The sequence below is a fragment of the Thermoanaerobacterium sp. CMT5567-10 genome (genome assembly GCF_030534315.2).
Lineage (GTDB): Bacteria > Bacillota > Thermoanaerobacteria > Thermoanaerobacterales > Thermoanaerobacteraceae > Thermoanaerobacterium.
This window is the reverse complement of sequence record NZ_CP130558.2, coordinates 2,725,613-2,739,970: the sequence shown is the minus strand read 5'-3', so window position 1 is coordinate 2,739,970 and position 14,358 is coordinate 2,725,613. Positions and strand designations below refer to the sequence as shown.

The 14,358-nt window shown below is 33.5% G+C and carries 11 protein-coding genes and 2 tRNA genes; 3 read left to right on the top strand and 10 right to left on the bottom strand.

Annotated features, from left to right (window positions below):
* Nucleotides 1-142: 142 nt before the first annotated feature.
* The gene (locus Q2T46_RS13915; RefSeq protein WP_303265004.1) at nt 143-1,360 is read left to right on the top strand and encodes a transposase; all 1,218 of its coding nucleotides are present in this window, start codon (nt 143-145) and stop codon (nt 1,358-1,360) included.
* Nucleotides 1,361-1,966: 606 nt separating this feature from the next.
* Here Q2T46_RS13915 and Q2T46_RS13910 read toward each other — a convergent pair.
* Nucleotides 1,967-2,551, bottom strand: a complete 585-nt coding sequence (locus Q2T46_RS13910) for a hypothetical protein (RefSeq protein ID WP_303265005.1) — start codon at nt 2,549-2,551, stop codon at nt 1,967-1,969.
* 129 nt (nt 2,552-2,680) lie between these two features.
* Here Q2T46_RS13910 and Q2T46_RS13905 point away from each other — a divergent pair, with 129 nt between their 5' ends.
* A complete protein-coding gene (locus Q2T46_RS13905) occupies nt 2,681-4,054 on the top strand; it encodes a hypothetical protein (protein WP_303265006.1) in 1,374 nt (457 codons plus the stop codon).
* On the opposite strand, the gene Q2T46_RS13900 is transcribed toward Q2T46_RS13905, so the two are convergent.
* Entirely contained in the window at nt 4,038-4,295 is a 258-nt protein-coding gene (locus Q2T46_RS13900) for a DUF3343 domain-containing protein (RefSeq protein ID WP_303265007.1), read from the bottom strand. The two genes, Q2T46_RS13905 and Q2T46_RS13900, sit on opposite strands and share 17 nt — an antisense overlap.
* Before the next feature lie 128 nt (nt 4,296-4,423).
* On the opposite strand from Q2T46_RS13900, the gene Q2T46_RS13895 reads away from it, so the two are divergent.
* Nucleotides 4,424-5,200: a CAP domain-containing protein gene (locus Q2T46_RS13895; RefSeq protein ID WP_303265008.1), complete on the top strand. Its 777-nt coding sequence runs from the start codon at nt 4,424-4,426 to the stop codon at nt 5,198-5,200.
* 112 nt (nt 5,201-5,312) lie between these two features.
* Here the strand turns inward: Q2T46_RS13895 and Q2T46_RS13890 are convergent, their stop codons facing one another.
* The 8 genes from Q2T46_RS13890 to Q2T46_RS13855 form a co-directional block, all read right to left on the bottom strand.
* Nucleotides 5,313-6,716, bottom strand: coding sequence for an aminopeptidase (locus Q2T46_RS13890; RefSeq protein WP_303265009.1), 1,404 nt, complete (start codon nt 6,714-6,716; stop codon nt 5,313-5,315).
* Nucleotides 6,717-6,783: 67 nt separating this feature from the next.
* Entirely contained in the window at nt 6,784-7,416 is a 633-nt protein-coding gene (locus Q2T46_RS13885; RefSeq protein WP_303265010.1) for a response regulator transcription factor, read from the bottom strand.
* Nucleotides 7,409-8,557, bottom strand: coding sequence for a sensor histidine kinase (locus Q2T46_RS13880; RefSeq protein WP_303265011.1), 1,149 nt, complete (start codon nt 8,555-8,557; stop codon nt 7,409-7,411). Before Q2T46_RS13880 ends, Q2T46_RS13885 begins: the two co-directional genes overlap by 8 nt.
* A gap of 110 nt (nt 8,558-8,667) precedes the next feature.
* Nucleotides 8,668-8,741 (bottom strand) — tRNA-Ile (locus Q2T46_RS13875).
* Between the two features lies 1 nt (nt 8,742).
* Nucleotides 8,743-8,817 (bottom strand) — tRNA-Ala (locus Q2T46_RS13870).
* 38 nt (nt 8,818-8,855) lie between these two features.
* Nucleotides 8,856-9,566 carry a sporulation protein YunB gene (yunB, locus tag Q2T46_RS13865; protein ID WP_303265012.1) on the bottom strand — a complete coding sequence of 237 codons (711 nt, stop codon included), beginning with the start codon at nt 9,564-9,566 and terminating at the stop codon, nt 8,856-8,858.
* A 50-nt stretch (nt 9,567-9,616) separates the two neighbouring features.
* Nucleotides 9,617-11,977 (bottom strand): endonuclease MutS2, encoded by a 2,361-nt coding sequence (locus tag Q2T46_RS13860; protein WP_303265013.1) that lies wholly within the window; start codon nt 11,975-11,977, stop codon nt 9,617-9,619.
* Complete coding sequence (locus Q2T46_RS13855; RefSeq protein WP_303265014.1) at nt 11,977-14,322, bottom strand: DUF3656 domain-containing protein; 2,346 nt, start codon at nt 14,320-14,322, stop codon at nt 11,977-11,979. Before Q2T46_RS13855 ends, Q2T46_RS13860 begins: the two co-directional genes overlap by 1 nt.
* Nucleotides 14,323-14,358: the final 36 nt, after the last annotated feature.

Sequence of the window (14,358 nt, the reverse complement as noted above, 5' to 3'; positions counted from 1 at the left end):
TGTATAATTATCGAATGAGCGAATTTCATATTTTAAATAGCTTGATATTCTTAACTTTTTAAAAGATAAAAAAAGGAAGTTCACCCCAAATGTCGAATATATAAGTAGCAACCCAATTTTAACAAAAGAGGTGAACCTACTTATGTATATTCGACAAGAATGCTTATTTTCCTTCGACGAATTAATAAAATTTCAACCAGAGACAAAACTTGAAATGGTTTTTTCACAACTTGATTTCTCAAATGTTGTGCTTTCACTATCAAGATCTGAATATAAAAGAGGACCTAAAGGATATGATCCACTGCCTTTGCTTTATGCCTTAGTTGCTATGCAACTTGAGAAAATTCCCAATATAGCAAAGCTTGTAGATAGATTAAAATCAGACCCTGTATTTAGATATAACTGTGGCTTTAGTGTATTTGGTCCTACTCCATCTGCATCAACCTTTAGCAGATTTTTAAACCTAATATCAAAGTCGGAAGCTCTTGAGGAAGACTTTAAGCAATTAATACTTAAAGCTAAAGACCTCAACATAATTGATAGCACTAATATAGCTATTGATTCAACTAAATTGAACGCTTTTGAAAAACCAAAACCTAAATCCAAACTAAAGGATGATGGTAAATCTCCTAACTGGGGAAAGAAAAAAGATACTGATGGCAATGATATAAAATGGTTTGGATGGAAGCTACATATAATAGCCGACTGCAAAAGTGAACTTCCACTTGCCATAGAAATTACTCCTGCAAGCGTAAATGATAGTATTTTAGCAATACCCTTATTAAAGAAGCTAAAAGAGTTCTACGGCAATACATTTGATGTAAAACACTGTATTATGGATTCAGGCTATGATATAAAAGAAAATTACGATTATATTATGAACGAATTTCATGCACAACCAATCATAACCTACAACAAAAGAGGAAGTTTTGCTCCACCAGAAGGATTAAATGAAAGGCTTCACCCAATTTGTTCTATGGGATATGAACTTGTATATTGGGGTAAGGACGGTGATTATTTAAAATTCAGATGTCCACATGTATTAGGAAAGATAGATTGTCCTCATGGTTCTTCTTGGTGCAGCAATTCAAACTATGGGTATTGCCTTAAAATCAATTACAAGAAAAATAACAGATATTTTAGCTTTCCAATAAGGAGTTCTGATGAGTGGCAAGAGATATATAACCTTAGAACTTCTATTGAAAGATGTAACAGCCGATTAAAAGACTATTTAAATACTGACAATCTGCGCTCAGCGGGTATTAAGAAAGCTAAAACCTTTGCTTTATTAAACTGTATTACACTTGTTGCAGGTACTATTGCTGTTAATGTTACTAAATCATTGCCAAAAGTAGCTTAATTAACTACCTGTGTTTAACCAGCTGTATAACCATGGGATGAAAATTATTTTATAAACTATTTTTGTTAAATTTTCAAAGTTCATAAGTTATCCACAGGCATTAATATGCTTAGCTTTGCTATTGCCTTTTTTGGTTCAAAAATTAAAAGCTTAATTGTGCAATTTCCTCGAATAGAATATTCAAAAAAATTTTTAAGGTAAAATTATTATTTATCCTCAAAATAACTTATACCAGATCTAATGACTTTGTACTTACATTATAAAATAGTGAAAAAGCTCCATAATCAATTTCTATAAAGACTTTTTCGCCTTTTGTTTTTCTTTCAACTGTACCTGTAATAAAACAATAAGATGTAATACCCTTGTAGCTTACTGTTTGAACTATTTCATTTTCTATTTTTTTATACGTTGCATAACTTAAATAGCCTTCTTTTTCAACATCTTTGAAGGAAAAATTGTAACAAAAATGAAAATTATTAAACTTATAATTATGATTAATCTCATTTTTGGTTTCTTCCTTCCAAACAAAAATAAAAAGTATTCAAAATTTTCATCTCCTTAAAAAAAATAAGCCTTATTAGCTTTGGTGGTTATCCATTTTTTCTCTCATGGTACGCACTCAGGTGGTACAGGGCAGAATCCATACGAAGGAATCAAAAGCTGCACATCCATAGCAGATTTTATAATGATCCATACACCTATAATTATCTCTAATGTTGTTGGTGTTCCAACATTAACCCTTCCAAACAAGCATTCAGCTATCGCTTCATATTTCATGATAGCAGTTGTCGGTTCTGGTATATATAAGACTATATCTTTATTAAATGTTGTTGTTAACCCTGTTAATGTCTGAATGTCTCCTGATGTATTTGTTATTACAACATCATATGTTACTTGGAATGTAGCCTGCACTCTTGCAAAGCCTGGTCTTTCAGGAATAGGTGTCAGTGTAAATCCAGGAGGCGATACAAGCGTTACAGTAACATTCTCGCAACGTCCAAAAGTGGGATTTGTGATGGTCGGAACGAATGTGACAGGCGGTATGCTGTCAAGGCACAATCTTTGTGAGCAAGAATCGTAAATTTTTGTAACTTCTATACAAGTTATCTCAGTCGGTTCTGGAAGTTGACCTGGTTCTACAGGACCTGGTCCTACTTCTTGTTCTCCAATCAGCTTTTTAGCAAATGCCATTTTATTTCCCCCTTACGATTAATTTTTTATAATTTATTTGATTTTGCATATTTCTAGTAACAATATACGTAGGACCTATAATATTTGTTACAAACTATGAATATAATTTTAATTGAAAGGAGGTATTTTATGGACAAGGTGCTATTTGATTATAAAGGTAGAAAGTATCAATTGTCGCTAAAACAAAATGTTATTACATTATTTGAATCTAGTGAAAATCCCAGTGAAATAAGTCTAATTGACAATGCACTAAGCGATTTTGACGCAGCTTTTAATATGGATAAAAATATTGTAATAACTTACTACAGCAAAGAACAGAATATAGTTCTAGCTACTTTAACCAGTGATAATAAGATTGCCAAAAAGATTTTATATCATTACAACGATAAGACAATTTATATAGACAATTTTAGGCTTATAATATGCAATGATGATGTACATGTATTTTTTATGGAACACAATTTGTCAAATCCAAAAAAGATACTTCTAAAACACTACATCTTCAACGGAGCGCTAAAAGTTAAGGAAGTAGCAGCGATAAACAATATACAAATAAAGCCTTTTTATAGCGTCGCATTTGATAAATTTGGTATACTTCATTTAGTCTACGTAACCACTGAAAATACACAAAAAATATACTATACGACATTTATAAACAATATGTGGACACTGAAAACTACAGTATCAGAGGCAGTCTCTATAGAATGCCCAAATATAAAAATTGACGACAAAAGAAACATCCATATATGTTGGGTAGAAGAAAACATAATAAAAGAGTTAAAGTACAGAAAAAAAATCGATGGTGGATGGCCAAAAGGATCATGGGACAAAAAAATTACATTGTCATTCTCTGACACCATTCTTGGACCTTGTATAAACATAATCGACAGCAATATTTGGTGTACATGGATTCAACAAAATACTTTTTATAGTGCCATATCATCAGACGGAGGAAATAGCTTCAGCAGACCATTTAAATTAGCTGAAAAACCTTCTTCATACGAACTAGTAAAAAAAATTGAGCCTTCCTCTGAAAAAATTATATATGCAAATCAAGATGGAGATGAATTACCTTTCGATTCAGATAAAAATGACATATCATATGACAAAGATAGTTACTTTACTTTTTATATAAAAGAAGTCCAAGAATATTTAAGCACACTTTCAAAGAAAATAGAAAATCTCCAAAAAGAAAAAATACACTTAGAGAGAAACCTAAATCAAAAAAGCTATGAGATTGCACTGAAAAATAGAAATATAGAAGAACTTAAAGAAAATATAAAAAAAATCTATGAGGACAGGACGAAATACACATCTAAAATTGATAATCTAAACTCTGTCTACAACAATGTCTTATCCGAAAATGAAAAATTAAAAAAGCAGATAAAAGATCTGCAGAATAAAATTTTAATATTAAATTCAAAGTTAAATGAAAAAGTGGAAAATGGTACTATTGACAAAATAAAAACTATATTCTTCGGAAAATCTAACGAACACCTATGACCGTGTATCCGCTATAACTCTTTTCTACCTCATATATCCCTTTATAAGGGATATTTATTCTTTGGATAATCGATTTTACAACATTTACGTATTCCAATCCAAATTTCAAAGAATGACTGCAGCTATTCATTATTGACCGTGGAGTTGGAACAAATTCAACAGGTATATTATTCTGCCTTAACACCTTATCGCACAAAACTGCATGTTGATATGAATAAAATACTAATATTGCACATCTCATCTCAGCACCCCCCTATTTTAATATATTCACAAAAAACTATTAATGATAAGCATTTCCTGCATGTCCAATAATTACTTAAAGGTTTTTTTTTATGTCTGTCGAATATTAAATTAGGGAGAGTGATTTTAGTGAAGAAAAACTTAAAATATTATGTAGCATTTGCAGCTATTTCATTATCAGTGATGACTCCTTTCGCAACGGTAAAAGCATCATATTCATTTGGAACATATACAAAAAACAATGTCATATACAATACGGTATATGATACTACTAGTTCCAATGTAAATGCGATAAAATATTCTGGATTTAATACTTCACCAATAAAAATAAATTACTTAAACAGTACCAATATCTGGTATAGCAATAATTTTCGATGGACCAGAGCAACTATCGCTACATCTAAAATCAATCAAGCTGTTGTCAATGGTACGTCAAAAAGTACTGCGACAACATCACTAAATGGCACACAGATAGGTAATGGACAAGTATCAAATATAGATAAGCAGAACTATCAAGGTTTATCAGCACAAGAAAAACAATTAGTAGATCTCATAAATAAAGAAAGAACATCAAGAGGTCTAAGTCCCCTCACAATCGATGAAAACTTATCAAAAGTAGCTCACATTAAAGCAGAAGACATGAAAGGCAACAATTATTTTTCTCATACATCGCCAACATATGGTTCGCCATTCGATATGATGAAACAGTTTGGCATAAGTTATAATGCTGCTGCGGAAAATATAGCTGAAAATAGCGATATTGTAAGTGCTCATTATGCCTTAATGAATTCAAGCGGGCACAGAGACAACATTTTAAATCCTTATTTCAACAAAGTTGGTGTAGGTGTTGTCTCAAATAATAATGGTAACGGAGTAATAGTAGTTGAAATGTTTATAAAAGACTAAAAATAAAACCGAGATTAATCTCGGTTTTATTTTTATATGAATGCTTCTGGTTAAATCAGGGCTTCGGTACGAGTCTTAAAATAATTAATCTACCGGCTATGCCGGTGGATACTTATTTGCTTAAAAGGAATGATTTATATGCTTTATATCCCATATAGAGGTCAAGCTTCGATGATAATTCATATGGCGAATGCATGCTTAAAAGTGCCACACCGCAGTCTACAACTTCCATTCCATAATTTGCAGCGTAAAGTGCAACAGTCCCGCCGCCACCTATATCAACTTTTCCAAGTTCTCCTGTCTGCCATACTACATTGTTCTCATTGAAAATCTTCCTTACTTTAGCAACAAATTCGGCATTTGCATCATTTGAACCACTTTTCCCGCGAGAACCTGTGTATTTCGTTACACATATGCCATTTCCTATGTAAGAAGTATTAAGCTTCTCACTTACATCCGGATACAATGGATCAAATCCTGAATTGACATCTGCTGAAAGCAACTCTGCATTCCTCATAGCCGTCCTAAGCTTCATGTCTGTGCTTCCCTCTTGCTTCTCCAAGATTTCGGCTATCGCATTTTCAAAGAATCTCGACTGCAATCCAGTATTGCCCATACTTCCAATCTCTTCTTTGTCAGCAAAGATAGCTACAGCAGTCTTCTCAGGATTATTTACGTCTAAAATTGCTCTTAACACATCGTATGCACATATTCTGTCGTCTTGTCCATAGGCACCTATCATACTTCTGTCAAAACCTATATCCCTCGGTTTATACGCAGGCACCAGTTCCAGCTCTGCACTTATAAAATCTTCTTCAACTATTCCGTATTTTTCATTTAAAATCTTCAATAAATATGGTTTTACAGAAACGTCTTCAGATAACGGCATATTGCCAACAACTGGATTTAATGCTTCTCCTGTAATCACATCAGAAGCTTTTTTCTCCATTTGATCTTTCCCAAGATGAGGAAGTAAATCTGTTATGTATAATACAGGATCATCATCATTTTCCCCTAACTGGAAAGTGACTTTTTCACCATTCTCTTTTATCACAACGCCATGAAGTGCTAAAGGTATCGTTACCCATTGATATTTTTTGATTCCACCATAGTAATGTGTTTTAAATAAAGCCAAACCACTATCTTCGTACAATGGATTTGGTTTTAAGTCAATCCGAGGTGAATCTATATGAGCGGCTGTAGCTTTAAAACCGTTGTGGACAGAATCCTTTCCGATAACAGCCATTACGACTGATTTGCCTTTATTGTTATAGTAAACTCTGCTGCCAGGTTTTAAATTAGTCGCAGTTTCAATATTTATAAAACCATTCTCTTCAGCAATCTTTATTATTCTGTCAGCAACTTCTCTTTCTGTCTTGCATTCTCCTACAAATGTTTTATAATCTTCTGCAAATTCAAATATCTTTTCCCTTTCTTCATCATTTACCTTAAGCCAACCATTTTTGCTTTTATATCCTAATTTCTTCTCAATCTCTTTTAAATCGCCACTCTCCATTTCACACGCCTCCTAAAATTTTAAATCACATATTAACTATAAAATATTTTTAGATTAAAAGCAAATTTTATGTATGCATATTATACATGTTATTGTTTTTTAATAAGTAAATAGCCGCCTGTGTCCTATCTTTAACATCTAGCTTTCTAAATATATTATACACATGATTTTTAACTGTTTTTTCGCTTAAAAATAATTTATCCGCTATCTCCTTATTGCTATAGCCTTCCGCTATCAGATTCAAAATCTGCATTTCTCTATCAGTAAGCTCTTTTTTGCATTCATCTGTATCTAAATTTTCTATCTCATTTACCAATGAAGGATGTATGTAAACACCTCCGTTTGATATTGTTCTAATCGCCTTAATTAACTCATCTGAATCAGCATCTTTTAAGATGTAGCCCTCAACTCCAATTTTTAATGCTTCCATTAAATATTCCTTATCATTGTAAATTGTCAAAAACATTATTTTGTTCTTTGGATTGTCGTTTTTCAACATCTTTGCAGCTTTAATTCCATTTACATTTGGCATGTTTATATCCATCAATATTATGTCTGGAGAAATTTTTTTAGCGATTTCATATGCTTCTTCACCATCAGATGCCTGATATATGACTTTCATATCTTCTTCTAATTCTATTATCTGTTTCAATCCTTGGCGTAAAAGCACATGATCGTCAGCAATTAAAATATTAATCATTATTTTCATCACCACCTAGCGGAATAGAAATATAAATTTGGGTTCCTTCGTTTGGCGAGCTGTTTATCTCAAATTGCCCGTCCAATATTTGAACCCTCTCCCTCATCCCTAATAGTCCAAATTTATTGTCTGTTGATGGCTTTTCAAAACCTATGCCATCATCTCTGATGATTATACTTATAAATCGATCCCCAAACTCCAATTTTATAATAGCATTTTTTGCCTTTGAATGTTTTTGAATATTTGTCAAGGCTTCCTGAATAACTCTAAAGCAAGTTATTTCAATTTCGGGTTTTAATCTCTTATGTTCTGACAGAGCGACAAAATCAACATTTATCCCTGTCTCACTTATAAAATTGTTTATGTACTTTGAAACGGCAGGTATTAATCCAAGGTCATCAAGAATAGATGGTCTTAAATCGTATATGATCTTTCTTACTTCTTTCAATGAATAGTGAACAATATCTTTTAGGTTTTTAAGTTCTCCCTTGGCTTTTTCAGTATCTTTGCTGATAAGTTTTTCGCATAATTCTGCTTTCAGTATTACATTTGCCATAGATTGTGCTGGACCATCGTGTATCTCCCTAGCTATCCTTTTCCTTTCCTCCTCCTGCGCTTCAATTATGCGGATATTCAAAAGCTGCCTGTCTTTTAACTTTTCATATTGGTTGTGAAGCCTTGTTAAATCTCCAGTTAAATAATCCAGTGCGACGCCAATCTGAGTAGAAAGCTTCTCTGCCTTTTCCACTATTCCTCTGTATTCTATAAGCTTTCTCTCCAATTCATTTCTTCTCGCTATTAAATCTTCCTCTTCCCGCCTTTTTAAAATAAGCTCAACTTGAATTTCCTTCGCTTCTTCATATGCTTCTTTGATGGCGTCTTCACTTATGTTTCCAAATCTTTGACTTACATAAGCCAACTTTAACTTAGAGCTTTTTTCTTTTCTTTCCAAAAGCTCCACTTCCTTTATGACTGATCTCACTTTTACTTTTAATTCGTTTATTTGCTCTTCCAATTCATGATACTCGTTTCTTGTTTTGTCCAATATTTCCGAAATCTGTTCTTTGCTGCTACCTATAACTTCTATGGTTTTCTCAACTATGTTGTCCAGCTTTTTATCATATTCAAACTTAGAAGCCATGTTTACACCTCAAAGGCAAATTTTATTTATCTTATTCGACAAAAAATTCCTAATTCCTTCATTTTTATATTAAAACATAAAAAAAAAAAAGACCCGCTAGGGTACATAAATGGGCTTAGATGGACTTGAACCATCGACCTCACGCTTATCAGGCGTGCGCTCTTACCGCCTGAGCTACAAGCCCATGGTGGAGATGAGGAGATTCGAACTCCTGACCCCTGCTTGCAAGGCAGGTGCTCTCCCAACTGAGCTACACCCCCGTCAAACAATTATTATTATACCATATATTATAATGTTGTCAATTACTTTCTATGTTAATTTTTGAATCACCATTTGGAACAGGCACAGTATATTTATTGCCATTTACATCTACGAAACTCTCTGGTACATCGCCTACAATAATGCTATCAGCAATAGGCATGTGGGTTGAAACTTGTATTTGTTTTGATGCAAGAGGTGCAATGATTTGAATATTTGTCTTTATGTAAAGATATATTATGTGTCTTGTCTGATTTATTCCAGCAGGCTCAAAACTTGATTGAAAATCTACGTATACAGATCCTATAGGTAGCAGTCCGACCTTTATTCTAGGCCCTGTATTGGCAAATATATCTTTTGATATTAGACTTCCAAGAGGCAGCTTCACATATACTGAGCCTATGCTGTTTAGGTTGTCTTGAACAGTCTGAGTAATCCTTGTAGACAATATGTTCATCTCTATTGTATTTGCTTGAAGCATAGAGACTTTGCCGTTTTTGTCCGTTCTCACATTGATAAGATCATTATACTGAATTCCTTTCAAGACTTTCTCGTTGATGGATTTATTAATTGATTTTACTGCAACTTCCTGTGCTACAGTTTCGCTAGCTTTAAGAAGCGCAGGTCCTAGTCTATAGGCTACAAATGAATATATAATGGATATTAAAAATAATATCAGAAAAATGTATATGTGATTTTTATTTATTTCATATAATTTAAGTCTTTTTCTTCCCCATTTTCTTCTCCTCATATAAAAAACACCTCCTCTACATTTTATGATAAATGAGGTGTTTTGGTTACTCATTTTTCTTTTAATTCTACGATTGTTACACCATCTTCTCCTTCGCCGTATCTTCCCAGTCTAAAAGATTTGACGTGCTTATTCATTTTAAGAAGTCTAGCGATACCGCTTCGTAATATGCCTGTTCCCTTTCCGTGTATTACTGTAACCTGCTTAAGACCAGCCAGATAAGCATCGTCCAAGTATTTTTCCACTTCTATCTCAGCTTCTTCCAGCGTTTTACCACGGATATCTATTGATGTTGATATGTTGGAAGATTTTTCATTAATATATGCGGCAAATCCTTTTTCCTGCTTTTTTTCTTCATCTGATTCAGCTTCTCTTAAGTTGCTTATATGGACATTCATCTTTAGTATTCCTGCCTGTATTTTTACATTTCCATCTTTATCTGGCTCAGATAATGCTGTCCCAGTTTGATCAAGCGGTACAATATAAAACGTCTGTCCAGGCATAACTTTTTTAGGTATTTTTTTATACACAGGAACTTCAGACTTTTTAAGGCTTTCCTCCACTTCGCTTATGTTTTCCTTAAGCTTCAATCTCGCTTCTTCTATAAGCTTATTTTTCCTATCGGATTTCTCAGCCTCTCTTAGCTTTGCAATAATCTCGTCTGCGGTAGATTTCGTATTCTCTAATATCTTTCTTGCTTTTTCCCTCGCTTTTTCTATGATTTTGTCTCTTTCTGCTTCAATCTGCCTTCTTTTTCTTTCGTACTCCTCTTTTACGCTGTTTACCTGCCTCTTTAAAGCCTCAATCTCTTCTTTTGCCTTTTCTGCTTCAATCCTCTTATTTTCAAGATCTTTTATTATATCTTCGAATTTCAGCTCTTCGTTAGTTATATAATTTCTAGCATTATCTATGATTTCTTCACTAAGTCCAAGGCGCCTGCTTATTTCAAAGGCATTGCTTTTACCGGGTATTCCTATCGTAAGCCTGTATGTGGGTCTTAAAGTCTCTACATCGAATTCAACAGAGGCGTTTTCCACACCATCATTTTTCAATGCATATTGTTTAAGCTCACTGTAGTGGGTTGTAGCAATGGTACGGCAATTTATCCTGTGAAGAAAGTCAAGAATGCTCATTGCAAGGGCAGCGCCTTCTGTAGGATCTGTACCAGCTCCCAGTTCATCCAGCAAAACCAAGCTATTGCTTGTAACATTATTCAGTATTGTCACAATATTTGTCATGTGGGCTGAAAATGTACTTAAACTCTGCTCAATACTCTGCTCATCGCCTATATCAACAAATATGTTGTCAAAAAAAGCTACACTTGAACCTTCGTCAGCAGGAATATTTAATCCTGACATAGCCATCAAAGTAAGAAGTCCAACTGTTTTAAGGGTAACGGTCTTGCCACCTGTATTTGGTCCTGTTATAACAAGTGTATCAAATGAGTCACCTAAATATACGCTTATTGGCACAACTGCATCTTTTGGAAGCAAAGGGTGTCTGGCATTCTTTAAATTTACATATCTATCTGTATTAAACACAGGCTTAGATGAATTTGTGTTTATAGAATACTTCGCCTTTGCAAAGATAACGTCAAGCTCAGTCAACGCTACCATATTTTCGTGTATCTCAGATATATGCTGACTTATCTCATCAGTAAGTTCTGACAAAATCTTTTCAATTTCTTGCTGTTCTTTTATTTCAAGCTGTCTTAAGTCATTGTTTAACTCAACAACAGTCATAGGCTCTATAAAAAGCGTTGCACCGCTGGAAGACTGGTCGTGAACAAGCCCTTTAAACGTGCCTCTGTACTCCTGCTTTACTGGTACAACATATCTTCCATTTCTTATTGTTATTATAGGGTCTTGAAGTTCTTTTGATGAAGACGCAATTATAGAATTTAAAGTATCTTTTATCTTGTTATTTATATGCGCTTTTTGTCTTCGTATATCTTTAAGCACAGGCGATGCATCATCTGACAGCTCATCTTCTGAAATAACAATTCTGTCTATTCTCTCGTACAAATCTCTAAGATTTGTGAGCCTAATATTGTATTCTCTTAAAAGCGGATAATTGCTTTCTTCTTTTTCACTCCTCAAATATGATTTTACTCTCCCTGCCAATGACAAAAACCTTGAAATTGTCATTAGCTGTCCGATGTTAAGCGTTGACTTTATCTTAGCTTTATTCAAAATGTCATCTATTTTTTTAAATGCAAATGACATATTGCCGTATGAACTTATAAACGATACGGCTTCATTTACTTTGTCAATCTCTTTTGCGGCTTCATCAAGATTATCATATGGTTTAATATCTAAAGCCGTTTCCTTGCCTGGCTCTGAATCGCATAAATTCACAATATGATTAACGATTTTGTCAAATTCCAAATTTCTAAAATATCTCTCTTCCATTATAATACTCCCCTGTAAAAATGTCCTCTTGTGTAATTTTCAATATGAAGATCATAAGTACCAAAATCCAATGAATTTTTGTACGCTTTTAGCACATTTTCTATTTCATCATCGCTTTCTACTGTATCATTTATCCTAATATAAGAAAGACCAGCTTTCCTTAAATCATCTATCTTATCTCCCATCGTAAGTATAGATGAATTTAATAATTTAATTCTGCAAAATCCATCACTGACCACTTTTATGAAATTGCCCTTTCTGTCCCTTAATGAATATTTTCCACTTTCACATGCATTTTTATCGCAATTTATGAGGTTTTTTATCGGACAGTATTCCATTATCATAAGAGGTAACCTGCCATAAGCTATAGATTCAAATCTCACATTTTCTCTCTTTGTTATATCTTCTATCTGGTGAAGATTAAGCTCTGTTGACAGCGTTATTGTATCAGCTCCTTTAAAAAAGTCTACAGAAAAACTGTTTACAACATTCAAATTAAAATCAATGCATACGTCAAGTCCAAGCTTCAATGGCAAATTATAAAGTCCTAAATTAGTAACAAGAACTTTTTTAAACCCCATGTCCTTTATTTTTTTAAGTTCATCCTCTGGGTTTTTTATCTCATCTCTCATGATCTGTGGAAATGCAGGTATTATCTCACATTTTCCGTTATACTGCCTTACTTCTTTCAAATCTTCATCTTTTAATCTGTAATTGAAATAAATCCTATCAACTCCAACCTGCGAAGCAATCTTAACATGCTCTACATTCTCCGTATAAAATGATATCTTTAAATCTTCACTTTTGACATAAATGTCATCAGTCAATTTGACATGTATATTTTTAGGTTCATTGTAGTGTAATTTGGTCTTTATTAGCTTTTCAACTGCTGTTCTTCTAGTTTCCTTTATTTCGCTTAAAGGCAAAAAAAGTCCTTCATCCATATCTATTTCAATGTTTCTAACGGCAAACGGCGTATCATTTATTGAAGACACCTTTTCAATCAATGTGTCTCTATCAATAGCCTTCTTAACTGCCTTTACGGCATCGACTTTACCGCTATTTACAACTTTTATGCCACCATTTTTAAGTTTTACAAATAACGGTATATTCTCTTTCATTTTCACAAACACATCAATAGGTGATTTATACTCTTTTATATTTGAAAATTGCCTGTTTAACTTTACATCGTATGTTTTAAAGATAATGTCACCTACTTTTACTGGCATATCTCTAAGCTCTACCGTCTGTCCTTCATCGGCATCATCTACTTTCATACCGTCTGCTACGATTTTGTCAACTTTAAATCCATGCTCACCAGTCTCAGTAGAAATACCATCGCCTACAGAAAGTGAACTATATAGCTTTAATTTTAATCTTCCATTCCTTTTTGACAAAACTTTACCTAAAGGAATCCCTCTATTTTTAGGGTTTATATAGCTCATCATAGAAGGCTTTCTTTCATAAAGGTATCCATTTGAAAAACCTCTGTTGAAAATCCCAGACATCATTTCTATACTTTTTGATACATCAAATTCTTCTGAATCGTAGTATGCATCAATCGCCTTTCTATATGATAGCACAACTGATGCCACATATTCTTTTTCCTTCATGCGGCCCTCAATCTTAAAAGAATCTACACCAGATTGTATCATATCTCCAACATAATCAATTGTACATAAATCAGCCATGCTAAGCAAATGCTTATTACCCTCGATTATATTTCCTTTCTCATCTACAAAATCATATTTTAAACGGCACGGACCTGCACATCTGCCTCTATTGCCGCTCCTTCCGCCAATTATACTGCTAAATAAACATTGTCCAGAGTAAGAAACGCATAAAGCGCCATGTACAAAGGTTTCTACCTCAATACCTGTATTTGTTTTAATATTTTTTATCTCCTTCAATGTCAATTCCCGTGGCAGCACTACTCTTTTTATTCCCGCATCTTTTGCAGCCTTAATGCTTTCTAAATTACTTAAAGTCATTTGGGTGCTGGCATGTATATTTATCTCTGGATAGTACTCTCTCAATAATTTAACAATTCCAAAATCCTGTACGATAATCGCATCCACATTTAGCTTGTATAGATAATCAATATAATCAGCAAGTATGCCAATCTCTTTGTTAAAAATAAGAGTATTCACTGTAATGTATATCTTTTTATCCCTGAGATGGCAGTACTCCACTGCTTCTTTTAACTCTTCTTCTCCAAAATTTACTGCATATGCTCTGGCTCCAAATAACTTTCCTCCAATATACACAGCATCTGCTCCGCAATTTACAGCAACTTTAAGTGTCTCCAGGCTACCTGCTGGAGCCAATAATTCTACTTTTTTCATCAAACCACCTTATCACTGTTTTTATATATAGTCTTA